This is a genomic window from Streptomyces sp. NPDC092369 (assembly GCF_044755245.1).
GTDB lineage: Bacteria > Actinomycetota > Actinomycetes > Streptomycetales > Streptomycetaceae > Streptomyces.
In genome coordinates, this window is sequence record NZ_JBIVQP010000002.1 from 1,537,448 (window position 1) to 1,562,994 (window position 25,547).

Genomic DNA, 25,547 nt, shown 5'->3' on the forward strand with positions numbered 1-25,547 from the left:
TCAGTCCTTAACCGCTCCGCCCAGCCCCGAGACCAGACGTCGCTGTACGAGTACGAAGAACACCAGCACCGGGATCGTCATCACCGTCGAGGCCGCCATCACGCCACCCCAGTCCGGCTCGTCCGGCTTGAAGAAGACCAGCAGGGCCATCGGCAGGGTCGACTGGGAGGTGTCGCTGATGATGAAGGACTTGGCGAACAGGAAGTCGTTCCAGGCCGAGATGAAGGAAAACACGCTCGTGGCCACGAGCCCGGGGAAGACCAGTGGGAAAAGGATCTGCCACAGGAATCGCGCCCGGCTCGCCCCGTCCATGTACGCGGCCTCCTCCAGCGCGTCCGGCACGGCTTTCACGAACCCCCGCAGCATCCAGATCGCGAAGGGCAGCGAGAAGGCGATGTGCGGCAGGATCAGCGAACCCAGCGTGTTCAGTTGGTCGAAGTCCCGCATGAGGAAGAACAACGGGATCGTGAGGGCTTCGACCGGCACCATCTGGGCGACCAGAAACATGATCAGCAGCGTGGTCCGGAAGCGGAACCGGAATCGCGTCACGGCGGTCGCGGCGAGAAACGCGATGAGTGCCGAGGCGATGACGACACTGCCCGCGACGACAAGGCTGTTGACGAAATACCGACCGAAATCCTGCTGCCCGAACACGCGCCGGAAGGAGTCCAGCGAGGGCGCCAGCGTCCAGGGCCGCGGCTCACTGGACTCGATCTCACCGGCCGGCTTGAAGGCGCCGAGCACCATCCAGTAGAGGGGGAAGGCGACGACGACGGCGATGGCCAGCGCCGACAGTTCGGCCGCCAGCCGCCAGGGGCGCCGCAGTTGGGCCCGCATGAGATTCACAGTTCCTCCCCCTGCCGGCGCAGCAGCCGCAGGTACACGAGCGTCACGGCGAGCAGCATCAGCAGCATCACGACGCCGATCGCCGAGCCGAGGCTGTACTGCGAGGACGCGAACGCCTGTTGGTAGGCGTACACGTTCAGGACGAGGTTCTGGCCCGCGATGCCGCCGCCGTTCGTCATGACGTAGATCTGCGTGAAGACCTTGAAGTCCCAGATGACGGACTGGATGGTCACCACGGTCAGGATCGGCCGCAGCATCGGCGCCAGCACGGACCGCCAGATCCGCCACTGCGAGGCGCCGTCCAGCGCGGCGGCCTCAAGCACCTCGGCCGGTACGGCCCGGATACCGGCGTAGACCGTGACCATCACGAACGGGAAGGAGCACCACACCACTTCGAGCAGCACGAGGAAGAAGGCGCTGAAGCGCCCGTACGTCCACGAGTGGTCGCCGAGCCCGAGGATCCGGTTCACCGGCCCGAAGTCGGGGTCGAAGAGGAACAGCCAGACCGTCGAGCCGGTCACCGCCGGGGTCGCCCACGCGCCGAGCGCGGCCAGCATCAGCGCCAGCCGCGGCACGGCACGCACCCGGGTCAGCAGCACGGCGAGCGCGCAGCCGACGGCGAGCGTCGAGACCACGCACCCGGCCGCGAACACCACGGTCGCCAGCAGTACTTGCCAGAACTCGGAGTCCGAGAAGAGCGTGCTGTAGTTCCCGAACCCCTCGAAGGTGGTCGGTTCCCCACCACTCACCTGAGCCTGCGTGTAGTGGAAGAACGAGATCAGCCCGAGCTGGTAGATGGGATAGACGAGCAGCCCGCCGAGCACGACCAGGGCTGGAGCAAGGTAAAGCCACGGCGTCCATCGACCGACGTTCCGGTGATGCCGCAAGGGGCGCGGGGAGCTGCGCGACAAGCCCCCACGAACCCGCACCCGCCGACGCTCCACCACCCCCGAGCTCTCAGGCGCCACCCCCGTCACCCGGCGGAGCCAAACGCATCGTCCATCTTCCCAGCCGCTTCCTTCGCCGCAGCGTCAACACTCTTCTTGCCGCTGATCACCTGCTGCAAAAGATTCGGCAGCACCAGCTGCGAGTCGATCTGCGACCAACCCGGCGACGCGGGAACGAACTTGGTCCCGGCACCCAGCGTCTGCACGAACGGCTTCTCGAACGGCACCTTCGCCGCGGCCGCGTCCCGCACGTCCGTGAACGTCGGCAGGAAGCCCATGGCGTCGAACATCGAGGCCTGGGTCTTCTTCGAAGTGAGCTGCTCCATCAGGTCGACCGCGAGCGAGCGGTGCGAAGTGCTCTTGAGGACACCGATGTTGTTGCCGCCCGCGAAGGCCGGAGCTATCGACCCGGACGCGACACCGGGCAGCGGCACCACCGCGTACTTGCCCTTCACCTTGCCCGCCTCGACGGCCGCGTGGCTGAAGTCGCCGCCGATCGCCATGCCCGCCTTGCCCGCCGCGAACGCGGTGATCGTGTCGTTGCCGCCCATCCCGGCGCACTTGGCGGCGGGACAGTTGTCCGAGGTGAACAGGGACGTGTAGGCCTTGATGCCCTTCTGGGCGGCCGCGCTGTCGATGGCGGAGGTGTACGAGTCGCCCTCGCCGGTGGCGAGTTCGCCGCCGTTGGCCCACACGAAGGGCATCGCGCCGTACGTGTAGGCGCCGCCGACGACCAGGCCGTACAGGTCGGGCTTCTCGGCGCGGATCCTGCGGGCCGTGGTGGCCAACTCGGCCATGGTCCTCGGGGGTTGCAGTCCCAGGTCCTTGAAGACGTCGGTGCGGTAGTACAGGGCGCGGACACCAACGTAGAACGGGGAGCCGTACTGCTTGCCGTCGACGGTGACCGACTGCCTGGCCGTGGGGTCGGTGTCCTTGGCCTCGCTCCAGGCGCCGAACTCCTTCGTGACGTCGAGGAGTCCGCCGTCGTGGACGTAGCCGGCGGTGTCGGTGTTGCCGAACTCCATCACGTCCGGCGCGGACTTCGGGTCGTTGAAGGCGGCCTTGACGCGCTGGGCCCGGGTCTCGACGGGGATGTACTCGACGTCGACCTTCGTGCCCTTGTGCGTCTTCTGGAAGGCGTCGACCACGGAGTCGACGACCTTCTCCTTCGGGTCGTTGCCGACCTCCTGGAACAGCCACACCCGCAGGGTGCCGTCCTTGTCGTCCTTCTCGGAGGAGGAGTTGGAGGAGGTCTGGGGGGCGCAGGCGGTGACGACCAGGGCGGTCAGCACGACGGCGAGTCGGGGAGAGAGCTTCATGGAGTGGTCCTCCGAGAGTGCGTTGCAACATATGCAATGACTGTTTCGCTCTGCACAACGCTCCGGAGACTAGGGACAACATGAACACGCCCACAAGAGGTCTCAACCACTTCGTGACATGCAAAAGGCCCCCGGGGCGCGCCGAACGCGCCCCGGGGGCCTTGAGAAGCCTCAGGTGTTACGTGGTGCTACTTGTCCTTGTCGTCGTCCCCACCGCTGCCCATGGAGTCGTAGATCTCCTTGCACATGGGACAGACGGGATACTTCTTCGGATCGCGGCCCGGCACCCAGACCTTGCCGCACAGCGCCACGACGGGAGTCCCGTCGAGGGCGCTCGCCATGATCTTGTCCTTCTGGACGTAGTGGGCGAAGCGCTCGTGGTCGCCGTCGCCGTGGGACACCTGTGGCGTCGGCTCTACGAGGGTCCCCGTACCAGTCCCGCGCTCGGGCTCAAGAGTGCTCATGGCGCCAAGGGTACTGAAGCTCACACGCATCAGTTGAGCGAAGGGTCGTCGGGGTAGGTGGCCACCATCGCGAGCTCGTTGCGCTGGCGGCGCAGGACCGCGCGCCAGAGTCTCTCCGGGGACGGCGAGGAGACGTCGCCGGGCTCCGACTCGACGACGTACCAGGCGCCCTCCACCAGCTCGTCCTCCAGCTGGCCCGGGCCCCAGCCGGCGTAGCCGGCGAAGATCCGCAGGGAGCCGAGGGCCGAGGCGAGCAGTTCCGGCGGGGCCTCCAGGTCGACCAGGCCGATCGCGCCGTGCACCCGGCGCCAGCCCAGCGGCGCGCGCTCGGCGGAGGAGGAGCCGCCGGGGATGACGGCGACCCCGAGGGCGGAGTCGAGGGAGACCGGGCCGCCCTGGAAGACGACACCGGGCTCGCCGGCGAGATCGCCCCAGCCGTCCAGGATGTCGCCGACGTCCACCGGGGTCGGCCGGTTGAGGACGACACCGAGGGAGCCCTCCTCGTCGTGGTCGAGAAGGAGCACCACCGCACGGTCGAAGTTCGGGTCCGCCAGGGCGGGCGTGGCCACGAGCAGCCGCCCTGTGAGCGAGGACACCTCGGTCATGGCAGACATGATCCCGCATCTTCCCTCCGCGTGGGGAGGCAATGGGTGTTCGCGGGTGAATGCAGCTCAGGGCGCACAGGTGCGTCCCGAGCGCACGGGGGCGGCGGTGACCCCATGTGTCCGGCGTGCAGCGGTTCGTGTTGTGACAGAGCTATGACGTGGCTGAGGCGTGCCTGGGCTTACAGAAGGGGGGTACGCGGCGATTACGCTTGCTCCCCTGGCCCTGCCCCCCTCACCGGAACGCGAGATACATGACCGTCAACGGCTCTGATGACGTACTGCTTGTCCACGGTGGAACCCCGCTGGAAGGCGAGATCCGGGTCCGCGGTGCGAAGAACCTCGTACCGAAGGCCATGGTCGCCGCCCTGCTGGGCAGTGAGCCGAGTCGACTGCGCAACGTTCCGGACATCCGAGACGTGCGTGTCGTACGCGGCCTGCTGCAACTGCACGGGGTGACGGTCCGTCCGGGTGAGGAGCCGGGCGAGTTGGTGATGGATCCCTCCCACGTGGAGAGCGCGAACGTCGCCGACATCGACGCGCACGCGGGCTCCAGCCGCATCCCGATCCTGTTCTGCGGCCCGCTGCTGCACCGCCTGGGCCACGCGTTCATCCCGGGCCTGGGCGGCTGCGACATCGGCGGCCGGCCGATCGACTTCCACTTCGAGGTGCTGCGGCAGTTCGGCGCGAAGATCGAGAAGCGGGCGGACGGTCAGTACCTGGAGGCGCCGCAGCGGCTGCGCGGCACGAAGATCCAGCTGCCGTACCCGTCCGTGGGCGCCACCGAGCAGGTGCTGTTGACGGCCGTCCTCGCGGAGGGCGTCACGGAGCTCTCGAACGCGGCGGTGGAGCCGGAGATCGAGGACCTGATCTGCGTCCTGCAGAAGATGGGCGCCATCATCGCGATGGACACCGACCGCACGATCCGTATCACGGGCGTGGACCGGCTCGGCGGCTACAACCACCGCGCCCTCCCGGACCGCCTGGAGGCCGCCTCGTGGGCGTCCGCGGCGCTGGCGACCGAAGGCAACATCTACGTCCGCGGCGCCCAGCAGCGCTCGATGATGACGTTCCTGAACACCTACCGGAAGGTGGGCGGTGCCTTCGAGATCGACGACGAGGGCATCCGGTTCTGGCACCAGGGCGGCCAGTTGAAGTCCATCGCCCTCGAAACGGACGTGCACCCGGGCTTCCAGACGGACTGGCAGCAGCCGCTGGTTGTGGCGCTGACCCAGGCGACGGGCCTGTCGATCATCCACGAGACGGTGTACGAGTCCCGCCTCGGATTCACCTCCGCGCTCAACCAGATGGGTGCGCACATCCAGCTGTACCGCGAGTGCCTGGGCGGCTCGAACTGCCGCTTCGGCCAGCGCAACTTCCTCCACTCGGCCGTGGTGTCGGGCCCCACCCGCCTCCAGGGCGCCGACCTGGTCATCCCCGACCTGCGCGGCGGCTTCTCGTACCTCATCGCCGCGCTGGCCGCCCAGGGCACGTCCAGGGTCCACGGCATCGACCTCATCAACCGCGGCTACGAGAACTTCATGGAGAAGCTGGTCGAGCTGGGCGCGAAGGTGGAACTGCCGGGCAAGGCACTCGGATAGCCCCGTGAGGAGCCCCGAAAGAGGCGCTCCCACGACGATGGGGCGGCCACCCTGACCGGGTGGCCGCCCCATTCGCGTTGCTGAGCCTCGTACGCAATACCGTCGCGTACGCGAAGGTTTACTTGCCCTTGGCGGCTTCCTTGAGCTTCGAGCCCGCGGACACCTTGACGCTGTAACCGGCGGGGATGTTGATCGGGTCACCGGTCTGCGGGTTGCGCGCGGTGCGAGCGGCACGGTGGGTGCGCTCGAAGGTCAGGAAGCCGGGGATGGTGACCTTCTCGTCGCCCTTGGCGACGATCTCGCCGACGGTCTCGGCGAACGCCGCCAGAACGGCGTCGGCGTCCTTGCGAGTCACCTCGGCGCGGTCGGCCAGCGCGGCCACCAGCTCACTGCGGTTCATGTCGTTACTCCCGTGTTCTTCTTGCTGTTGGGGCGTGCCACGCGGCGGAGCCGCATGTTAGGCGCTATGAGAAGTCCGATGCGCTCTCACCCAGGGAGGCATCCTGCCCCTACCTGCGGCGGGAAAGCCAATCCGGCACCCGTAGGGAGTCGCTAGTACACCCTGGGGAGTCACACGGAAGGCCTGAGCGTGCCCGCCACCCTAAAGCGCCCTCGTATGCCCGCCGTTCCGCGACGCGCCGAGGCAGCCGGGTGGTGATCCTCACAGCACTTGCACCGTACGCCACGGCTACGACATCGAGCCTACGACGCCGCGCCCGCCGCCTTCGCCGCTTCCCGGACCGCTCCGGCCACCGCGCCCGCGACCTTGTCGTTGAAGACGCTCGGGATGATGTAGTTCGGGTTGAGCTCGTCCGAGGTCACGACGTCCGCGAGGGCGGTCGCCGCGGCCAGCATCATCTCGGTGTTGACGGTGCGGGACTGGGCGTCCAGCAGACCGCGGAAGACACCCGGGAAGACCAGCACGTTGTTGATCTGGTTCGGGAAGTCGGAGCGGCCGGTGGCCACGACGGCGGCCGTCTGGCGGGCGATCGTCGGGTCGACCTCGGGGTCGGGGTTCGCGAGCGCGAACACGATGGCGCCCTCGGCCATGGCGGCCACGTCGTCCCCGTCCAGCACGTTCGGGGCGGAGACGCCGATGAAGACATCCGCTCCGCGAACGGCTTCCTTCAGCGTGCCGGTCAGGTTCTCGGGGTTGGTGTTGTCGGCGATCCAGCGCAGCGGCGAGTCGGCCGCCGCGTCCACCAGGTCCTCGCGGCCGGAGTGCACGACACCGTGGATGTCGGCGACGACGGCGTTCTTCACGCCCGCGGCGATCAGCAGCTTGAGAATGGCCGTACCGGCCGCGCCCGCACCGGACATGACGACCCGGATGTTCTCGATCTCCTTGCCCGCCACACGCAGCGCGTTCGTCAGGGCGGCCAGGACCACGATCGCCGTGCCGTGCTGGTCGTCGTGGAAGACGGGGATGTCGAGGGCCTCGCGCAGCCGGGCCTCGATCTCGAAGCAGCGCGGCGCGGAGATGTCCTCCAGGTTGATGCCGGCGAAGCCCGGGGCGATCGCCTTGACGATCTCGACGATCGCGTCGGTGTCCTGGGTGTCCAGGCACAGCGGCCAGGCGTCGATGCCGGCGAAGCGCTTGAAGAGCGCCGCCTTGCCCTCCATGACCGGCAGGGCGGCCTTGGGGCCGATGTTCCCGAGGCCGAGGACCGCGGAGCCGTCCGTCACGACCGCAACGGAGTTGCGCTTGATGGTGAGGCGGCGGGCGTCCTCGGGGTTCTCGGCGATCGCCATGCACACGCGGGCCACGCCCGGGGTGTAGATCATGGACAGGTCGTCACGGTTGCGGATCGGGTGCTTGGACTGCATCTCGATCTTGCCGCCGAGGTGCATCAGGAACGTACGGTCCGACACCTTGCCGAGGGTGACGCCCTCGATACGGCGCAGCTGCTGGACGATCGAGTCGGCGTGGTCCGTGGAACTCGCCGCGATGGTGACGTCGATGCGCAGCTTCTCGTGGCCTGAGGCGGTCACGTCGAGGCCGGTGACCGAGCCTCCGTGGGTCTCCACGGCCGTGGTGATCTGGGAGACCGCCGTTCCTGAGGCGGGCACCTCCAGACGGACCGTGATCGAGTAGGAGACGCTGGGCGCCGTTGCCATGGCCGACTTCCTCTGCTTTCACCTGTGACGCTGTGTGCCGTCCGATGGTCGCACCTACCGATGAGTAGGCGTTAGTCGGACCGGATTGCGAACCTTGAGTTCACGAAAGAGTCCACAGGAGAGGGAAGAAGGTGACACCGGCCCGCCATGCTCGCCTCGCGGCAAGTGGTCGCTCGTAGCGACGAAGGTTGGGCCCGGGGGCTTGGATCGGGCCGGTGTCACGTCCAGGCTAACAAACAGATCCCGTAAGACCATTCCCGTACGGGGAGTTCACAGGAACCAGTCCGGTGGCCACTCCCCCGACGGTCAGTCCCTCAGCAGGTCGGGCACCCCGGACGCGTCCGGCTCGTCCCGTTCGGCGGAGACGATCGTCAGCTGCTGGGTGGCGCGGGTGAGCGCCACGTACAGCACCCGCAGGCCGGCCGGGGACTCGTCGGCGATCTCGGCCGGCGAGACGACGACCGTCGCGTCGTACTCCAGGCCCTTGGCCTCCAGGCTGCCGAGGGCCACCACCCGGTCGCCGAGCCCGGCGAGCCAGCGCGCCGCCTCCTCGCGGCGGTTCATCGCGACGACGACACCGACCGTGCCGTCGACGAGCCCGAGCAGCCGGTCGGCCTCGGCACGGACGGTCTGCGCCAGGGATTCCCGTACGACGGTGAAGCGTGGCTCCACGCCGGTGGAGCGCACCGCCCGCGGTGACTCCGAGCCGGGCATGGCCAGCGCCAGCACCTTCGCGGCGAGGTCGGCGATCTCGGAGGGGTTGCGGTAGTTGACGGTGAGCTGGAAGCGGCGGCGCGGACGAGTGCCCAAGGCCTCGTCACGGGCCTCGGCGGCCTCGTCCACGTCGGACCAGGAGGACTGGGCCGGGTCGCCGACGACCGTCCAGGTGGCGTGGCGGCCGCGGCGGCCGACCATGCGCCACTGCATCGGGGTCACGTCCTGGGCCTCGTCGACGATGACGTGCGCGTACTCGGTGCGCTCCTGGGCGAGCCGCTCGGCCCGCTCCCACTGCGTCTCCTCGCGGGTCGGCATCAGCTCTTCGAGGCCGGTCAGCTGGTCCAGCGGGTCCAGTTCGCGCCGCTTCCTGGGGCGGGCCGGGACGCCGAGGATCGCCTGGAGCTCGTCGAGCATGGCGATGTCGTGCACGGAGTACCCGTCCCGGCGCAGCGAACGGGCCACCCGGCGGATCTCGCCGGGGTTGAGGATCCGCCGGGCCCAGCGGCCCAGGCGTCGCTCGTCGGCCATCGCGTCCAGCACGGCTCTGGGGGTCAGCTCGGGCCACCAGGCGTCCAGGAACGCCGTGAACGCGTCCTCCGAGGTGACGTCCTCGTCGAAGGAGGAGCGCAGCTCGGCGGCGAGTTCCGGGTCGGTGTGCCGGGTGCCCGCGCCGGACCGGTCCCACAGGGCGTCCAGGAGGAGCTTGCGGGCGCGCGGGCGCAGCAGGTTGACGGGGGCGGTGCCGCTGAGCGCGTTCTGGCGGATACGTTCCAGCGTGTCCGCCTCCAGCTCCAGGCGGCGCCCGAAGGCGACGACCCGCAGCCGGGAGGTCGAGACCGGTCCGCGCGGGTCGGTCTCGGCCGAGTCGCCGCCGGGACCGTCGCCGAAGTCGTCGCCGAAGGAGAGCTGACCGGCGGCGGGCCGGGCGGAGCCGCCGGGGCGTCCCTGCTCCAGCGCCCCGCGGGCGGCCTTCCGCAGCACCTTGAGCATGCGGTGGGAGCCCTTGGCGCGGGCCACGGCCGGGGCGTCGTACAGCGTGGCCTCGACACCGTCGACCAGCGAGCCGATCGCCCGGATCGCGACCTGGCCCTCCTCGCCGAGGGAGGGCAGGACGCCCTCGGTGTAGGCGACCAGCAGCGGGGTGGGCGAGACGATGAGGATGCCGCCCGCGTACCGGCGCCGGTCCTGGTAGAGCAGGTAGGCGGCGCGGTGCAGCGCCACCGCCGTCTTCCCCGTCCCCGGCCCGCCCTCGACGTACGTCACGGAGGCGGCGGGGGCGCGGATGACCAGGTCCTGCTCGGCCTGGATGGAGGCGACGATGTCCCGCATGGTGTGCCCGCGGGCCTGCCCGAGGGCTGCCATGAGGGCGCCGTCGCCGATGACGGGCAGTTGCTCGCCGTCCAGCAGGGCGGTGAGCTCGGGGCGCATGAGGTCGTCCTCGACGCCGAGCACCTTGCGCCCCTTGGAGCGGATCACCCGGCGCCGCACGACCCGTCCCGGGTCCACCGGGGTGGAGCGGTAGAACGGCGCCGCCGCGGGCGCCCGCCAGTCGATGACCAGCGGAGCGTACTCGGAGTCCAGGACGCCGATGCGCCCGATGTGCAGGGTCTCCGCGATGTCGGCGGTGTGGTCGTCCCGTACGGCCCCTTCGGCGGGTTCCACGGCGGTGTAGGCGCCGTCGGGACCCTTCTTGCCGTCCTTGCCGAGGAGCAGGTCGATCCGTCCGAAGAGGAAGTCCTCGAACTCGTTGTTGAGCCTGTTGAGGTGGATGCCGGCCCGGAAGACCTGGGCGTCCCGCTCGGCGAGCGCGCCGGGCGTGCCGACCTGGCCACGCTTGGCCGCGTCGTTCATCAGGAACTCGGCCTCGTGGATCTTCTCCTCAAGGCGCTGGTACACCCGGTCGAGATGTTTCTGTTCGACGCTGATCTCGCGATCGCGGACCGAATCCGCTGCGGCGTCGACCGCGGTTTCCTGCTGAGCCTGTGCGGCCACCGGGCCCCCTTCTGACGTGCTGGGCAGCCGTCAACCGTACGCGAAGGGGGCCGGTGGAAGCTACGTTCACTACGCGTCTACTGCCACGAGCTTCTTGCCGTCGAAGGTCATGACCTCGAAATGGTCGATCTCGTTGGGCTGGAAAGCGGCGCCGCCCTGGGCGTAGAGAGGCTGCTTGGCCTGCTCGGTCTTGGCGTTCGGGATGCCGTAGCCCCACTTGGGGACCGCCCAGGTGGACATCGTCTCGCGCTCGCCGTTCTTGCCGACGGCGATGAGCGAGCACTTCAACGGGCCCTTGACGTTACTGAGTTCGACGACACCCCAGGTGCCCCAGTCCTTCTTCTCCATCGCCACGGTCGCCTTGACCTTGGTGGAGGAGTCGGTCGCGGAGACCTTGTCGGACAGGGTGGTGAAGGCCGCCTTGGCGCCGGCCTCGTCACCGGTACCGCCGCTGGAACCGCCGCCGTTCACCGCGATCGCCGCCAGCGGACCGGCGATGATCAGCGCGGCCGCTGCCGCCACCATGTAGAAGCTGCGCCGCCGCTTGAGGGCACGCTTCTCGCCGACCTCGTCGACCAGTTTCTCCACGAGCCGAGGGCTCGGCTTGGCGGAGAGGGACTCGCCGATGGCGGGGGTGCCGGTGCCGGGCAGGTCCGCGAGGGCGGCCAGCATCGGCTCCATCCCGGCCAGCTCGTCGAGCTGCTGGGCGCACCACTCGCAGGTGGCGAGGTGGATTTCGAAGGCGGTCGCCTCGGCGTCATCGAGGATTCCGAGTGCGTAGGCCCCGACGGTTTCGTGTTCGTTCGGGCCCGGAGATCCCATCATGGAGCCAGACATACCCGAACCACCTGTGCCGAATCCCTGGTTTCCCCCGTAAACACTCATCACGCCGTCACCCCCCGCTCCTCCAGTGCCAGCTTCATCGAGCGCAACGCGTAGAACACGCGTGAGCGCACGGTGCCACTGGGAATTCCGAGCGTCTCAGCCGCCTCGTTGACGGTACGCCCCTTGAAGTACGTCTCGACGAGCACCTCCCGGTGGGCCGGGGTCAGGTCGTCGAGCGCGTCAGACAGCGTCATCAGCCACAGCGCCTTGTCGATCTCGTCCTCCGCGGGGATGACCTCCAGCGGCGACGGATCGACCTCCTGCGGCCGGGCCTGCCGGCTGCGGTGGCCGTCGATGACGATGCGGCGAGCGACCGTCACCAGCCAGGGGCGTACCGATCCGGTCGCTCGATTGAGCTGACCGGCGTTCTTCCAGGCACGGATGAGTGTCTCCTGCACGACGTCCTCTGCTCGCTGCCGGTCTCCGGCGACCAGCCTGAGTACGTACGCAAGGAGAGGTCCGGCATGCTCTCTGTAGAGGGCACGCATCAGCTCCTCATCAGGTTCCGAGGGCTGGGACATGCGATGTCGGGCCCTCGATCCACGTTCATTGGCCACGACGGAATCCTTGCGCACGCCCACCTCCGGTGTCCGGGGGATCCCCCAGTCGGTCGCTCCTCCACAGGTACGGATGTGGTCTCCGTCATGTTCAACGGGAGGCGACAGTTTTCTCCGGGGTGTCATGACGAGGGGGACATGGGTGCACATTCCTACCTCTCGATCTTTACATTTCCACCACATCGCCTCTCTGCTGTCTGGTGCCGCTGGCATATTCGGGCCAAACCCAGTGTTGTCGAAATCACTTCGACCACATGACCGCACTCCCCCCACAGAAGCCGCTTACCGGACACCTAGGCTCGGGCGAGTGCCGCCCGCCGACGGTGCCGGGCGACTCTTTCGCGGTTTCCGCAGACCTCGCTGGAGCACCAGCGCCTTCTGCGGCCCCGGGACGAATCGACATAAAAGATCGGACAGTTGTCGCCCTCGCACTGCCGCAGGCCGGCCCGCGCGACCGGGTCCGTGAGCAGCTCCACGGCGTCCCGGGCGATCGCCCCGAGCAGCGCCGCGCACTCCGGCGGCCCGTCCAACTCCCGCACCAGCGAGCCGTCCTCGCCGCGCACGGCCCGTGGGGCCGGGGGCGCGACCCGGGCGATCTCGTTCACGCGGGCGAGCGCGATGTCGTACGTCGGCCGGGGCGGGGTCGTCACCGCCCCGCTGACCAACTGCCCTATCTGTCCGCGCAGTTCACGGAAGTCGACCAACCAGGACGGGCCGGCGTGGGTCAGCGGGATGCCCGGCGGAACCAGGCCGGCGCCGGTGATCCACGCGCACAGAACCTCCACGGAGTCGAACCGTTCCTCGGGATGAGAGGTCGCGAGCAGGTCGAGACAGACCCGTCCGGCGTCGTAGCGGAGTTCGTACGCGACCGTGGCCGTACCCAGTGCCATGTGCCTGTCACCGCCTGGCTCGGGAAGCTGAGGGCAGAGGAACCGTTCCCTCATACAGTGCCTTCCCGCTCTCGCGGCCGGAACCCCTCATACCCACGGGACCCGTGGACGGCCGCTTATGCGGGTGCGCGTCTCGGCGATGTCCGGGGCCGCGCGGCGCCCGTTGACTGGAGCCATGACACAGAACAGGACTGCTTCGGGACTCCTACTGGGCGCGGCCACGGTCGCCATGGGCCTGATCGCCGGGCTCTTCTACACCTTCGCCTGCGCGATCATGCCCGCGCTGGCCCGCAGCGACGACCGGGTCTTCGTCGACGTCATGCGGGACATCAACGACGTGATCCAGAACCCGGTGTTCTTCCTCAGCTTCATGGGCGCGCTGGCGCTGTCCGCGGTGTCGGCGTGGCAGCTGCGCGGGCAGCCGTACCGGTGGTGGGTGTGGGCGGGTTTCCTGGCCTACGCCCTGGTCTTCCTGATCACCGTCGTCGTCAACATCCCGCTCAACAACGACCTCGCGGACATGACGGATCCGGCGGCGGCCCGCGAGCATTTCGAGGATCCGTGGGTGGCGTGGAACATCGTGCGGGCGGTGGGGTCGACGGTGGCGCTGGGGTTGCTGGCGCGGGGGTTGGTGCTGTTCGGCCGAGCCGGTCAGACGTCGGCGTACTTGGCGTCCGCCGCCGGATCCAACGCCAGCCGGTAGCCCCGCTTGACCACCGTCTGGATCAGCTTCGGCGCGCCGAGTGCCGTCCGCAGTCGGGCCATCGCCGTCTCCACGGCGTGCTCGTCACGGCCGGCGCCCGGCAGTGCTCGCAGCAGCTCCGAGCGGGCCACCACCCAGCCCGGGCGGCGGGACAGGGCGCGCAGCAACGACATACCGGCGGGCGGTACGGGACGCAGGGCGCCGTCGACGAGGACCGCGTGGCCGCGGATCTCCACCCGGTGGCCGGCGATCGGCAACGACCGTGCGCGGGCCGGGAGTTCCTGGCACAGGATCTGTACGAGGGGTCCGAGGCGGAAGCGTTCGGGTGAGACCGTGGTGACGCCGTGGGCCTGGAGCGGCAGCGCGGTGACCGGGCCGACGCAGGCCGGCAGGACGTCGTGGTGGAGGGCGGCGAGGAGTTCGGGCAGCAGCCCGCGTTTCTCGGCCCGGCTCAGTAGGGATGCCGCTGCGGGCGCGCTGGTGAAGGTCAGGGCGTCCACGCCCCGCGAGACGGTGGCGTCCAGGAGCCGGTCCACCGGCCCGATGTCCTCCGGCGGCATCCACCGGTACACCGGCACGCCCACCACCTCGGCCCCCGCGGCCCGCAGCGCCTCGACGAACCCGGGCAGCGGCTCGCCGTGCAGCTGTACGGCGATACGGCGCCCGTCGACGCCCTCCTCCAGCAGCCGGTCGAGCACCTCGGCCATCGACTCGCTGGACGGCGACCACTCCTCGGTCAGTCCGGCGGCCCGAATCGAGCCCTTGACCTTGGGCCCGCGGGCGAGCAGCTCCACTCCGCGCAGCCGCTCCAGGAGCGCCTCCCCGAGCCCCCACCCGTCGGCCGCCTCGACCCAGCCGCGGAAGCCGATGGCCGTGGTCGCCACCACGACGTCCGGTGCCCGGTCGATCAGTCCCTTCGTCGCGGCCAGCAGCTCGCTGTCGTCGGCGACCGGCACGATCCGCAGCGCGGGCGCGTGCAGCACGGCGGCGCCACGCCGCTGGAGCAGCGCACCCAGCTCGTCGGCGCGACGCGCGGCCGTCACACCGACGGTGAACCCCGCGAGGGGTCCGTGCGGGGCGTGATCCGGCGGCTGCTGTTGCTCGTACATGGAACTCCTAGGGCCGGTCTTTCGGCTCAGGTCGGCTGGCCCGCATGGCGACCGAGCCTGTCAACCGCTCGTGACAGGCTCGGTTCGGGTTCATGTCGCCGGTGTTACGTCACACCTCGGCATAGCTGAGCTGGGGCTTCGACTCTGCGGCAGCCGTGGCACGGGCCGCGGCTGCCGGGCGGCGAAGGTATACGGCCCATGTCACCGCGAAGCAGGCGGCGTAGAAGGCGAGGAAGACCACGAAGGCGCCGGTGCCGGAGCCGGAGCTGAGGAAGGACTGGCGGAAGGCGAGGTTGATGCCGACCCCGCCGAGCGCGCCCACCGCGCCGATCAGCCCCATGGAGGCCCCGGAGAGCCGACGCCCGTAGGCGGCCGCCGCCTCCCCCTCAAGACCCTTGGCGAGGGCCTTGGTCTGGAAGATGCCGGGGATCATCTTGTACGTCGACCCGTTGCCGAGCCCGCTGAGCACGAACAGGACGATGAACACGGTCACGAACAGCGGCAGCGACTTCTGCATGCTGGCGACGACCAGGACGGCGGTCGCGGCGGCCATGCCGACGTAGTTGTAGAGGGTGATCCTCGCGCCGCCGTACTTGTCGGCGAGCCAGCCGCCGACGGGCCGGATCAGGGAACCGAGCAGCGGGCCGATGAAGGTGAGGTACGCGGCCTGCAGCGGGGTCCGCCCGAACTGGACCTGGAGCACCTGGCCGAAGGCGAAGGCGTAGCCGATGAACGACCCGAACGTGCCGATGTAGAGGAACGCCATGATCCAGGTGTGCGCGTCCCGCGCCGCGTCCTTGGCGGCCCCGGTGTCGTTCTTCACGTTCTCCAGGTTGTCCATGAAGAGCGCGGCCAGTGTGGCGGCGACGACGATGAGCGGGATGTAGATCCCCAGCAGCACACGCGGACCGCCGCTCGCGCCGATGACCGCGAGGGCCACGAGCTGGATGACGGGTACGCCGATGTTGCCGCCGCCCGCGTTGAGGCCGAGCGCCCAACCCTTCTTCCGCAGCGGGAAGAAGGCGTTGATGTTGGTCATGGAGGAGGCGAAGTTGCCGCCGCCGACGCCCGCGAGGAGACCGACCCACAGGAAGGTCGAGAAGGACGTGCCCGGTTCCATCACCACGAACGCGGCGATCGTCGGGACGAGCAGCAGGGCGGCCGAGACGATGGTCCAGTTGCGGCCGCCGAAGATCGCGACCGCGAACGTGTAGGGCACGCGGGCGACCGCGCCGACCAGGGTCACCATCGAGGTCAGCAGGAACTTGTCGGCCGGGGTGAGCCCGTACTCGGGGCCCATGAAGAGCACCAGCACGGACCACAGGGTCCAGATCGAGAAGCCGATGTGCTCGGACAGGACGGAGAAGAGGAGATTGCGCCGGGCGATCTTCTCCCCCTTCTCGCGCCAGAAGGTCTCGTCCTCGGGATCCCAGTGCTCGATCCACTTACCAGCGGCTGTCATGACGCCTCCACGGGGGCATTCCTGGGCTCGGGCATGCCCCGAAGGTAGGGAGAGCGCGTTTCCGAGCTGTGCCACCGGGTGACCGGAAGGGAACGTTGCTCTCACCTGGCGCGGGAGCGGGGTGAGAGGTTGCGGCGGCTATCCTCCAGCGGACCCCCACGGACCTTTACGGAAGCAGGAGCCCATGTCCGCCGAATCGCGTTCCGGACGTCCCAAAGCCCGGCGGGCACCCCGGTCCGTCCTCGGGAACATCGCCTTCGGGGTGGGGTTGATCGTCGTGCTGACGGCCATGGTCCTGGGAGCCTTCGCGGCGGTGGCCCTGCTGAGCAAGGCCGCCGATGCCGCGCCTCTCTCGACAGTGATCCCCGACGACGGGCGCGCCGCTCTGGTGGTCGGCGGCATCGCGAGCGGCGGGGTCACCGGACTGACCCTGCCCGTGATCCTGCTCACCCTGGTGCGGGGAAGCGAGGACCCGCCATGGGTCTGGCCCGGAACGGCGCTCCTCAAGGTGCTCGCCGTACTGGCCTTCGACGTCTACGTGCTCATCCTTGCGGTGATCCTGGCCCAGCTCGGGTGGGTGCTCCCGGAGACGGTCACGGCCGCCGTCGCCGTGTTCGCGATCGGCTTCAGCTGGGTGCCGCTCGCCATGATCCCCCGGGAGCGGTTCGGGCCGGCCTCACGCCAGAGTGACTGACCGCGCCAACGCGTCGGCCACCTGCTCCAGTTCCTCGCCGAAACCGAGCGTCGACCACAGCAGGCGGCACTCCAGCGCGGTGGGGTACCGGCTCGGCAGGACGTAGTGGGCGACCCCTTCCGTGATGCCGCCGGTGTCGGACTCGGGATCGGTGGGTTCCAGCCGGTGCACGCGCAACGCCGGTCCCAGCGGGAGGTCGACTTCCGTCAGGTCCTGTGAACCGAAGAACGGCCCCTCCGCGTGCGCCACTTCGGCGCGCAGCGCGGCGACGCTCAGGTACTGGGCCGGCAGCTTCAGCTCCCGCACGGTGCAGCTCGCCATGACCGCGCCGTCGGCGGGCGCCAGCAGGGCGGCGCACAGGGCGCCCTGCCGGCGGGCGGCACCCCAGTACCAGAGCAGGTCGGCCGCGAAGGCCTCCACCCACTCCGGGCGGGCCCCGGTGTCGAGGTGCGCGGCGGCGAGGTCGCGGGCCCAGGACTCGGGGTCCTCGGTGGCCAGGTCCAGGACCAGCCAGTTCTGCAGGGCGGGGAGGGCCACCTGGCACGCGGTCCAGTCGGCGCCGGGCTCTCCCGTGGCTTTCGTGGCTTCCATGGCTTTCGTGCCGTCCGCGCTGCCCGTACCGTCCGTCGCTTTCATCGCGCCGCTCACTTCCCGGCCAGGGACGCGTCGGGCCCGGTGACGCTGGGCTCGTCGTCGCCGCCGAACAGCCCGGCGAACTGGTAGCTGTCGGCCGTCGCGCCCACGCCGGTGCCGCCGAGGGCGAGGGAGTTGTAGTTCATGGCCTGCTTGAAGGCGTCCGGCGTACCGATGAAGCTCAGGTCCGTCGGGTCGATGTTCTTGATGCGGGCCAGTTCGTCGACCATGCCGGGACCGGCGTACATGCTGGCCAGGCCGCGCGGGCCGGCCGCGGAGTAGGCGTCGCGGGCCGCGGAGAGGTTGTCGCCGAACTTGAAGGCCTGGCGCCAGTTGCCGCGGACGGCACCGAGGTCCTCGGCGAAGGAGCGCGGCAGCCCGCGGAAGGCGGCCCCGAGGGACACCTCGGGCAGGGCCGCGCGGGCGGTGGCACCGGCTCGCGGGCCGACCATCGACTCCACCAGCAGCCGGCGCGCGGCGGAGGACATCGCCGGGTTCCAGCCGCGGACGTACTCCGTCGCGGCCGTCCAGACCCGGCTGCGGCCGACCACGGCGGCGGCCTTGCCGCCCGCGGAGAAGACGCGCCCGACGCCGAAGGTCGCGAGGCTGAGGACGTCCATCGCGACATCGCCCCAGGACCCGTCGCCGTTGAGGGCGAGCAGGACGTGACAGACCAGTGATACGCACGTCGCCACCAGGGCGATGGTGCCGAGCACCCCGGCCAGCGCCTGGCCGATCACCGGGATCCAGCCGACCAGCAGCGAGAGCACGCCGCAGACCGCGGCGACGGCTCCCGCGATGTCGGCGACGAGATTGAGGGTGTCGCGCAGGTCGTCCAGCCACGAGTCGTTCAGGCCGTCGTGCTCGGTGGTGTCGTGGATGGCGCGGGCCGCCTTGTCGCCCGCGTCCTTGTGCCGCGTCTTCAGCGGGGAGAGCTGATCGCGCAGCCCGTCCAGCCCCTTCTGGAGGTCGGTCACCGACTTGTCGAGCGTCTTCTGTCCGCCCGCGTCGGTGCCCTTGGGCGGGTGGTCGGCCTTGGACTTGGCCGTCGTCAGATCGCCGCTCTTGGTCTCGGCCTGGTGCAGGAGCTTGTCGGCCTCGGTCTGCACCGATTCGAGCTCGGTGTAGTACGTCTTCAGGGCGGAGGAGGCGTCGGCGTAGCGGTCGTGCGCCTTGCTGACCGTCTTCGCGGTGTCGGTCGCCTTCTCGGCGAAGGCGCGGCCCGCCTTGGAGTCCCAGCTCTCCAGGTTCCCGAGCCTGCGCAGCGCCTCGGCGGTGTCGGAGATGGTCTTCGCCGTGAGTTCGAACCGGCGGGCGAGCGCGGTCAGTTCCGTGACGTCGCCGGGCACCGGGTCGGCGGGCTCCCCCAGTACCTCCCAGCGCTGGTCCGCGGGCCGGGTCACTTCGTCTTCCCCTTGCCTGTGAGCGCGTCGTACAGCGCGGTGTCGACTTCCTTGTAGGCCTTGCCGGCCTCGTGGGCGAGGGTGCCCAGGCCCTGGATCTCCTCGATCATCTTCTTGCGGTTGTCGTCCCAGCCGTCCGAGAAGTCCTGCAGCCGCTCGTGCAGTTGCTTGTGCCCGACGGTGCGCAGGTCGTAGGCGTCCATGAGTTTGTCGAGCCCGTCGAGCTCGGTCGCCACCGTCCGCAGGCCGGTACCGGCCGTGTGCAGATCGTCCGTGGAGACCTTGAGCTTTCCCTCGTCGCCGCTCACTCCCGCTCCCCCTTCGTCTCTCCGCCCGGGCGCTGCCAGCGCAGGGTTTCGGCCACCGCGTCGAACAGCCCCACCATGGCGTCCGCGATCGGCTCCAACGGCGTGCTGAACGTCAGCATCAACACCTCGTCGCGGTCCGGCACCGGCACGAAGTACTCGACGACGGTGTCCTCGAACTCGGAGCCCAACTTCCGTGCCTGCTTGGTCCGCTGCCGCCGCAGCAGCCGGGCCGCGCGCCCGGCCTCGGGCAGCGTGACCACGCCGACCTCGCCGGTGCCGGCCAGCGCGGCGACGGCGTCGAGGCTGTCGAACTTCCGGTGCAGATGGGAGACGAGCAGCGAGGCGGACAGCGGGATGCCACCGGCTTCGAGGAACGACAGGTACAGCACCACCCCACCCTGCTCCACCCCTGCCTCGGCGGTCCCGCGCAGCTGCTCCTCCGCCTTCCGGCGCAGGATCGGCTGATCGTCGACCCCGGCGAACTGCCGCTTGATCAACGCACTCATGGACGCTTCACGCCGCTCCCGCGGCCGCAAGGGAATCCGATACCAGTCCCCGGGCGTGATCAGCCCGAACACCGGGACCGCCGCACCCGACGCCCCTTCGGACGCCGTCTCCGCGTCCGGCTCCGCACTCGGCACCTGTCTCACTGTCGTTCTCCTGCCCCCGTCATGCCTCGCGCATCTTAGCCATCGACGGCCGAAATCCACCGGGCACTCATCAATCCGTCACGGCTTCCGACGCCGTTCGCCACCGGGCTTGCGCCGAACCCGCCGCGGAACTTATCGTTTATCGATAGCATCGATAAACGATAAGCGAGGCGGTACGGCATGCCCGAGGACCGGAAGCTGCTCGAACCCATGGCCACGGTCGTGTCCGTGGTCCTGCGCACCCTGCTCGCCCTCGTGGCGGCAGGACTGATCCTCAACGTCGTGCACGGCGGCCTGGCGGACGTCAGCGTCTGCGTCACCGACGACTCGACCACCAGCTCGGAGTCCCCCGCCGGTCTCCTCCCCGAGCCCGGAGCGCAGGTCGACTCCGTCCCCCGCTACTGCGCCCAGAACCCCGACGCGACCCTGCGGCTGCTGAACCAGCTCGGCGACCTGCCCTCGACGCTGCTGCTGATCAGCGGTCTCTTCCTGTTGCACCGGCTCCTCCAGGGCGCCGTGCGGGACGGGGTCTACACCGCGCGGACGGCGGCCCGGCTCCGTCTCCTCGGCTGGTGGCTGCTGGTCGGGAGCCTGGTCGCCGAGATCGTCGAGGCCAACGTCCGAGCGGCCGTGCTCGCGGATCTCGCCCAGGCGGCGGATTTCACGGCGATGACCTGGCTGGGTCTGTGGTCGCCCCCCTACCTGGCCGTGCTGACCGGCCTCGGGCTGCTCACCTTCGCCCGGATCACGCGGGCCGGCGCGGCCATGCGCGAGGACCTCGAAGGGGTCGTCTGATGGCGGCCGACGACCACGAGGGGGCCGAGGGCCACGACATCGAGGTGCACCTGGACCGGCTTCTCAGCGAGCGCGGGATGACTCTGACCGAACTCGCCCACCAGGTCGGCGTGACCAACGTCAATCTCTCCGTCCTCAAGAACGGCCGCGCCAAGGCGATCCGGTTCACCACCCTCACCCGGATCTGTGACGTGCTGGGGTGCCAGCCGGGTGACCTGTTGAGTTACCGGAAGGGTTCGTCGGCCTCCTGAGCCGCCGGGTGTCGCACGGTCACCGGTGCTTGCGCGCAGGCGTGCCCTGGTGCCCGTCCGGCCACAGTTGCGGGCTCCGCTTCGCCGCCACGTCCTCCATCCAGCCGAAGCTGACGATGCAGGTGGCGATGAGCATCCAGACCAGCACCAGGACCGGCCACGAGCTCTCCAGCAGCCACGCGTAGTGCTCGCTCAGGACGTCGAAGCCCCACAGCCGGTCCCAGAGGGTCGCGGCGATGAGGATGCAGAGGTTGTGCCACAGATAGATCGTCACCGCGCGGGAGTTGAGCAGGGTGATCAGCCGGTCGAAGGGGCGCAGCAGCCGTGGCCACTCGGTCCACGAGGGGCTGACGTGCAGGAGCAGCAGCACGGTGGCGAAGGACCACAGGGACTGCGCGAACGGGATGTCGTCGAGGTCGTGCCCCGCCTTGAAACCGTGCGTCAGCGCGTACCAGAGACCGAAGGCGGCGACGAACGGCACCAGGGACGGCACCACGTAGCGCGGCAGGCGCTTCAGGATGCCTTCCTGATGGGCCATGCCGAGGATCCAGCACGCCCCGAACGTGCTGAAGTCGGTGACCGCCGAGTCGATCCGCACGCTGGGGATGTGCACCCACCCGAACTCCAGGGCCGCGGCCAGCGCGATGGGCGACAGGATCGTCGACCAGGGCAGCGCCCGCAGCGCCTTGAGGATGAACGGCGACAGGAGTACGAACCAGAGGTACGCGCGGATGTACCAGAGCGGTCCCGCCAACTCCGCGCCCCAGTCCTCGCCGAGGATGTGGTGGAGGCCGGGCAGGCCGTCGGCGTAGGGCGGGTCGCTCAGCGGGACGATCCAGTAGGTGAGGTGCAGCCACCACCAGCCGGGATGCCCCTCCGCGTCGGGCCCCCAGCCCTGGAGCACCATGCCCGTGACGCCGATCGCGCCCAGCAGCCACAGCGGCGGCAGCAGACGGCGCATCCGGCTGCGTACGACCTGGGCGGCCGGGCGCTTGAGCGAGCGCGCCATGAGGTTGCCGGCGAGCGCGAACATCACGCCCATGGACGGGAAGACCACCGGCAGCCAGGACCAGCCCATCAGGTGGTAGAAGACGACCCGGAACAGGGCGACCGCGCGCAGGAAGTCGAAGTAACGGTCCCGGACGGGTGCCCGCTTCGGCGCGGCGTCGGCGGCGGGAGCGGGAGCCTCGGTCGGTGCCGGGTCCGTGCGCAGGGCCGTGTCCGTGAACACGGTGCCGTTCGTGGCCCGTCCCGGGTGCGCCGGGGACGGCGTCAGGCCGAGCGTGGGGCCGCCGGTGCTCGGCGGCCACGGCGACGGTGACTGCGGGGGCAGCGCGCTCATCGGATGGACTCCCGTTCCTCGTGCGCGACGCGTCGGCGCTGTGTCGGCACACCCCCGGGGGTGGCCACCTGTCCGCTGCGGCGGAGTTTCTGCCAGCGCAGCCGGCCGCCGGTGAGGGCGGTGATCCAGGACTGCAGCAGCACGACGTACATGAGCTGGCGGTAGAGGATCTGCTGCAACGGCATGGAGATGAGCGGCGTGAGGCGCTCGCGGTCCAGCGTGAAGGCGTACGCCGCGCACACCGCCTGCAGTGCCAGGACGCCCAGCCAGGCCAGGATCGTCTTCTCGGTCGGGCCGAAGACGACCCCGTAGAACAGGAAGATGTCGATCAGCGGCGCGAGCAGCGGGGCCAGGACCATGAACAGCGACACCAGCGGCAGACCCACGCGGCCGAAGCGGCCCGAGGGGCCCCTCTCCACGATCGCGCGGCGGTGCTTCCAGATCGCCTGCATGGTGCCGTAGGACCAGCGGTAGCGCTGGGACCACAGCTGTTGCACCGACTCCGGGGCCTCGGTCCAGGCCCGCGCCTTCTCGGCGTAGACGACCCGCCAACCGTCGCGGTGCATCGCCATCGTGATGTCGGTGTCCTCGGCGAGCGTGTCGTCGCTCATCCCGCCGACCCGCTCAAGTGCCGAGCGCCGGAAGGCGCCGACCGCACCGGGGATGGTGGGCATGCAGCGCAGCAGGTCGTACATGCGGCGGTCGAGGTTGAAGCCCATCACGTACTCGATGTGCTGCCAGGCCCCGATGAGGGTGTCGCGGTTGCCGACCTTCGCGTTGCCCGCGACCGCGCCCACGCGCGGGTCGCCGAAGGGCTGGACGAGTTCGCGGACGGTGGCCGGTTCGAAGACCGTGTCGCCGTCCATCATCACGATGATGTCGTGACTGGCGTTGGCCAGACCGCGGTTGAGGGCGGCGGGCTTGCCCGCGTTGAGCTGGCGCACCACCCGCACGTTGGGCAGCCCCAGTGCCTCGACGATCCGCGCCGTGCCGTCACTGGAGCCGTCGTCGATGACGATCACCTCGACGGGATGCTCGCTCGCCATCAGTGAACGCACGGTGTTCTCGATGCACTTGGCCTCGTTGTACGCCGGCACCAGCACCGTCACCGGTTCGGTGATCGGCGCTCCCCAGCCGAAGTCCTTGCGCCGCACCCGGCGGGCGTGGGCGCCCGACAGCAGCAGCATCAGCACGAAGCGGCCGATGACCAGGGCGCCGATCACCGCGAGACCGACCACCATCACACCGGTGATGCCGTCGGATGCGCCGACCAGGAAGATCCACGCCTTGCCCTTCCACAGCTCGACGCCGGTGACCGGGGTCGAGGCGCTGGGCGCGTCGAGGGCCTCGGTGAGGTTGTCGAACTCGTACCCCTTCTTCTGCATCTGGGGCAGGAACTCGTCCAGGGCCTGGACCGTCTGGTGCCGGTCGCCGCCGGAGTCGTGCATCAGGACGATGGCGCCCTTGCCGCCCTTGGGGGTGGCGTTGCGGATGATCTGGCGGACGCCGGGCTTGCGCCAGTCCTCGCTGTCGGTGTTGTTGACGACGGTGAGGTAGCCCTTGGTGCCGATGTACTGCGTGATCGGCCAGGACTTGTTGTCCATGGCGTCGGCGAAGGACGAGTAGGGCGGCCGGAAGATCGAGCTGCGGATGCCGGCCGCGCCCGCGAGCGCCAGCTGGTTCTGGGACAGCTCCCAGTCGATTCGCTTCTTCGACTGGTAGGAGAGGTCGGGGTGGTTGAAGGTGTGCAGGCCGACCTCGTGGCCCTCGGCGATCATCCGCCGGACCAGCCCCGGGTAGCGGGAGGTCATGGTGCCGGTGACGAAGAACACCGCGTGGGCGTTGTGCTTCTTCAGCACGTCCAGGACCTTCGGCGTCCAGGTCGGGTCCGGACCGTCGTCGAAGGTGAGGACGAGCCGGTGGTCGGGCACGTTCAGGCTGGTGGTGCGGCCGCTGCGGGTGTCGATGACCGGGCCGCCGTCGAGGATCTTCGGCGGCACCTTGTCGGTGGAGGCCTCCGGCTGGACGCGGTGGTCGGCGAGGATCTCGCTGTGCACGTAGCCGCGCAGCATCAGCATCGCGACGAGCGCGACCAGCAGCAGCATGGGCAACAGCAGGCGCATGGGCAGGCGGCGGCGCGAGGAGCCGTCCGGGGGCGCGGCCCCTTGACGGCGGGTGCGGGATGCCATCAGAGGATGTGCTCCGGGGACGGGGAGTGGGTCGCGGGACCGGACGGGTCCACGGCGATCGGGCTGGGCTCGCTGGGACCGTCGGCGACCGGACCGCCGGGGCCGCCGCCCGCCGTGGACGGGCTCGGATCGGGCGAGGTGGTGGCCGGACCGCTGGGGTCGGGCGACGTGCTGACCGACGGGTCGACCACCGGGTCCGAGGAGACGGGGGCGCTCGGGCCGGTGCCCGGGCCGGTGGTGGTCCTGGTCGCCGTCGGACCGGGGTCGGCGGAGGCGCCGGGACGGGTGCCGTTCCCGCCGCTGGCGGTGCCGGCGCCGGGGGCGGTGCGGCTGGCGCCCGGGGTCGGGACGATGCCGTTGTCCGCGGTCGGGGTCGTGCCGGGTACGACACCGGCGGCGCCGGAGGGTATGACCGACGGCGTGGGCTGCGGCGAGGTGTCGACCTTGCCGGCCGGCTGGTCGTCCTTCTGGCCCGGCACGGGCAGCCAGGGCGCGTCCGAACTGCCGGACAGCAAGGTGACGACGATGACGACGGCGTAGACCGCGCAGGCGAGGCCGACGGCTATGCCGAGGCGGCGGAACCGGCGGCTGCGGCGGCCCGACTCGTCGACGAAGACCGGCCTGTCGGACGCGTCCGCGCCGGCGGCCGAAGCACTGGCCGGGGATGCGTCGGCGGAGCCGTCCGTCTCCTTCAGGCGTCTGCTCTGCTGGAGCGCGACGCCGTCGAGCTGGACGGTCACCTCGTGCGGGTCATGGGTGTGATCGGCGTCGGCCGAACTCCCCCAGGGATCACGCGGAGCGGCCGGACGACCGGCCTCCGGGAGACCTTCGGTGGCCGAAAAGTGGCCCGCCTCTCGGGTCTCCGCGGGCGCCTTCGGCACCGCGGTCCCGTCGGCTTCGGCGAGGCCTCCGCCCCGCCCTCCGGTTCTCCTCGTCTCAGAGATCACCTCAGGGAGATCCGAGAACGTCGTCTCGGGGAACTCCTGGGTGGCACCTGCTGGTTGAGACCCGACGCGGGGCCCTGATGCAGACTCGGGCCACTCCGGTTGGGTGTCTTCTCGCCACTTCTT

General features: G+C 69.9%; 25 protein-coding genes. 5 read left to right on the forward strand and 20 right to left on the reverse strand.

Translation table 11 applies throughout. The annotated features are described in order from the left end of the window. From ACIQI8_RS16615 to ACIQI8_RS16635, 5 genes are all read right to left on the reverse strand, one after another. Entirely contained in the window at window positions 1-837 is an 837-nt protein-coding gene (locus ACIQI8_RS16615) for a carbohydrate ABC transporter permease (protein WP_402350509.1), read from the reverse strand. A gap of 5 nt (window positions 838-842) precedes the next feature. Continuing rightward, complete coding sequence (locus tag ACIQI8_RS16620) at window positions 843-1,775, reverse strand: carbohydrate ABC transporter permease (protein ID WP_402350512.1); 933 nt, start codon at window positions 1,773-1,775, stop codon at window positions 843-845. Between the two features lie 44 nt (window positions 1,776-1,819). Further along, window positions 1,820-3,112, reverse strand: coding sequence for an extracellular solute-binding protein (locus ACIQI8_RS16625; RefSeq protein ID WP_402350142.1), 1,293 nt, complete (start codon window positions 3,110-3,112; stop codon window positions 1,820-1,822). Window positions 3,113-3,300: 188 nt separating this feature from the next. After that, window positions 3,301-3,576, reverse strand: coding sequence for a DUF3039 domain-containing protein (locus ACIQI8_RS16630; RefSeq protein WP_124000320.1), 276 nt, complete (start codon window positions 3,574-3,576; stop codon window positions 3,301-3,303). Window positions 3,577-3,605: 29 nt separating this feature from the next. After that, a complete protein-coding gene (locus tag ACIQI8_RS16635; RefSeq protein ID WP_402350146.1) occupies window positions 3,606-4,181 on the reverse strand; it encodes a YqgE/AlgH family protein in 576 nt (191 codons plus the stop codon). A gap of 251 nt (window positions 4,182-4,432) precedes the next feature. Here ACIQI8_RS16635 and murA point away from each other — a divergent pair, with 251 nt between their 5' ends. Further along, complete coding sequence (gene murA / locus ACIQI8_RS16640) at window positions 4,433-5,779, forward strand: UDP-N-acetylglucosamine 1-carboxyvinyltransferase (RefSeq protein WP_402350149.1); 1,347 nt, start codon at window positions 4,433-4,435, stop codon at window positions 5,777-5,779. A 118-nt stretch (window positions 5,780-5,897) separates the two neighbouring features. On the opposite strand, the gene ACIQI8_RS16645 is transcribed toward murA, so the two are convergent. The 6 genes from ACIQI8_RS16645 to ACIQI8_RS16670 form a co-directional block, all read right to left on the reverse strand. After that, the gene (locus ACIQI8_RS16645) at window positions 5,898-6,179 is read right to left on the reverse strand and encodes an HU family DNA-binding protein (protein WP_105974351.1); all 282 of its coding nucleotides are present in this window, start codon (window positions 6,177-6,179) and stop codon (window positions 5,898-5,900) included. Between the two features lie 302 nt (window positions 6,180-6,481). Then, a complete protein-coding gene (locus tag ACIQI8_RS16650; protein WP_402350154.1) occupies window positions 6,482-7,897 on the reverse strand; it encodes an NAD-dependent malic enzyme in 1,416 nt (471 codons plus the stop codon). A 306-nt stretch (window positions 7,898-8,203) separates the two neighbouring features. After that, window positions 8,204-10,606: a HelD family protein gene (locus tag ACIQI8_RS16655; RefSeq protein ID WP_402350157.1), complete on the reverse strand. Its 2,403-nt coding sequence runs from the start codon at window positions 10,604-10,606 to the stop codon at window positions 8,204-8,206. 69 nt (window positions 10,607-10,675) lie between these two features. Continuing rightward, the gene (locus ACIQI8_RS16660) at window positions 10,676-11,491 is read right to left on the reverse strand and encodes a zf-HC2 domain-containing protein (protein ID WP_402350160.1); all 816 of its coding nucleotides are present in this window, start codon (window positions 11,489-11,491) and stop codon (window positions 10,676-10,678) included. Continuing rightward, complete coding sequence (locus ACIQI8_RS16665) at window positions 11,491-12,012, reverse strand: sigma-70 family RNA polymerase sigma factor (protein WP_010039908.1); 522 nt, start codon at window positions 12,010-12,012, stop codon at window positions 11,491-11,493. Before ACIQI8_RS16665 ends, ACIQI8_RS16660 begins: the two co-directional genes overlap by 1 nt. A gap of 329 nt (window positions 12,013-12,341) precedes the next feature. Continuing rightward, window positions 12,342-12,938 (reverse strand): CGNR zinc finger domain-containing protein, encoded by a 597-nt coding sequence (locus ACIQI8_RS16670; protein WP_402350163.1) that lies wholly within the window; start codon window positions 12,936-12,938, stop codon window positions 12,342-12,344. 175 nt (window positions 12,939-13,113) lie between these two features. On the opposite strand from ACIQI8_RS16670, the gene ACIQI8_RS16675 reads away from it, so the two are divergent. Beyond that, the gene (locus tag ACIQI8_RS16675) at window positions 13,114-13,641 is read left to right on the forward strand and encodes a DUF1772 domain-containing protein (RefSeq protein WP_402350166.1); all 528 of its coding nucleotides are present in this window, start codon (window positions 13,114-13,116) and stop codon (window positions 13,639-13,641) included. Here ACIQI8_RS16675 and ACIQI8_RS16680 read toward each other — a convergent pair. Continuing rightward, a complete protein-coding gene (locus tag ACIQI8_RS16680; protein WP_402350169.1) occupies window positions 13,590-14,750 on the reverse strand; it encodes a uroporphyrinogen-III synthase in 1,161 nt (386 codons plus the stop codon). The genes ACIQI8_RS16675 and ACIQI8_RS16680 overlap by 52 nt on opposite strands. 109 nt (window positions 14,751-14,859) lie before the next feature. Beyond that, window positions 14,860-16,212 carry a nitrate/nitrite transporter gene (locus ACIQI8_RS16685; RefSeq protein ID WP_402350172.1) on the reverse strand — a complete coding sequence of 451 codons (1,353 nt, stop codon included), beginning with the start codon at window positions 16,210-16,212 and terminating at the stop codon, window positions 14,860-14,862. Window positions 16,213-16,396: 184 nt separating this feature from the next. Between ACIQI8_RS16685 and ACIQI8_RS16690 the strand changes: the two genes are divergently transcribed. After that, window positions 16,397-16,906 (forward strand): hypothetical protein, encoded by a 510-nt coding sequence (locus ACIQI8_RS16690; RefSeq protein ID WP_402350175.1) that lies wholly within the window; start codon window positions 16,397-16,399, stop codon window positions 16,904-16,906. On the opposite strand, the gene ACIQI8_RS16695 is transcribed toward ACIQI8_RS16690, so the two are convergent. The 4 genes from ACIQI8_RS16695 to ACIQI8_RS16710 are packed head-to-tail and all read right to left on the reverse strand — an operon-like array spanning window position 16,889 to window position 19,756. After that, window positions 16,889-17,542, reverse strand: a complete 654-nt coding sequence (locus ACIQI8_RS16695) for a hypothetical protein (protein WP_402350178.1) — start codon at window positions 17,540-17,542, stop codon at window positions 16,889-16,891. The genes ACIQI8_RS16690 and ACIQI8_RS16695 overlap by 18 nt on opposite strands. Before the next feature lie 8 nt (window positions 17,543-17,550). Next, on the reverse strand, window positions 17,551-18,942 hold the full coding sequence (locus ACIQI8_RS16700) for a putative T7SS-secreted protein (RefSeq protein ID WP_402350181.1): 1,392 nt from the start codon (window positions 18,940-18,942) through the stop codon (window positions 17,551-17,553). Then, a complete protein-coding gene (locus ACIQI8_RS16705; protein ID WP_402350184.1) occupies window positions 18,939-19,250 on the reverse strand; it encodes a hypothetical protein in 312 nt (103 codons plus the stop codon). The genes ACIQI8_RS16700 and ACIQI8_RS16705 overlap by 4 nt, the downstream gene beginning before the upstream one ends. Beyond that, window positions 19,247-19,756: a hypothetical protein gene (locus ACIQI8_RS16710; RefSeq protein WP_402350187.1), complete on the reverse strand. Its 510-nt coding sequence runs from the start codon at window positions 19,754-19,756 to the stop codon at window positions 19,247-19,249. The genes ACIQI8_RS16705 and ACIQI8_RS16710 overlap by 4 nt, the downstream gene beginning before the upstream one ends. Before the next feature lie 324 nt (window positions 19,757-20,080). Between ACIQI8_RS16710 and ACIQI8_RS16715 the strand changes: the two genes are divergently transcribed. After that, window positions 20,081-20,695, forward strand: a complete 615-nt coding sequence (locus tag ACIQI8_RS16715; RefSeq protein WP_402350190.1) for a DUF2975 domain-containing protein — start codon at window positions 20,081-20,083, stop codon at window positions 20,693-20,695. Then, window positions 20,695-20,946 carry a helix-turn-helix domain-containing protein gene (locus tag ACIQI8_RS16720; protein ID WP_402350193.1) on the forward strand — a complete coding sequence of 84 codons (252 nt, stop codon included), beginning with the start codon at window positions 20,695-20,697 and terminating at the stop codon, window positions 20,944-20,946. Before ACIQI8_RS16715 ends, ACIQI8_RS16720 begins: the two co-directional genes overlap by 1 nt. 19 nt (window positions 20,947-20,965) lie before the next feature. Here ACIQI8_RS16720 and ACIQI8_RS16725 read toward each other — a convergent pair whose 3' ends face one another. The 3 genes from ACIQI8_RS16725 to ACIQI8_RS16735 are packed head-to-tail and all read right to left on the reverse strand — an operon-like array spanning window position 20,966 to window position 25,358. Beyond that, complete coding sequence (locus ACIQI8_RS16725) at window positions 20,966-22,288, reverse strand: acyltransferase (RefSeq protein ID WP_402350196.1); 1,323 nt, start codon at window positions 22,286-22,288, stop codon at window positions 20,966-20,968. After that, a complete protein-coding gene (locus tag ACIQI8_RS16730) occupies window positions 22,285-24,477 on the reverse strand; it encodes a glycosyltransferase (protein ID WP_402350199.1) in 2,193 nt (730 codons plus the stop codon). The genes ACIQI8_RS16725 and ACIQI8_RS16730 overlap by 4 nt, the downstream gene beginning before the upstream one ends. Beyond that, window positions 24,477-25,358 carry a hypothetical protein gene (locus ACIQI8_RS16735; protein WP_402350202.1) on the reverse strand — a complete coding sequence of 294 codons (882 nt, stop codon included), beginning with the start codon at window positions 25,356-25,358 and terminating at the stop codon, window positions 24,477-24,479. The genes ACIQI8_RS16730 and ACIQI8_RS16735 overlap by 1 nt, the downstream gene beginning before the upstream one ends. Window positions 25,359-25,547 lie beyond the last annotated feature (189 nt).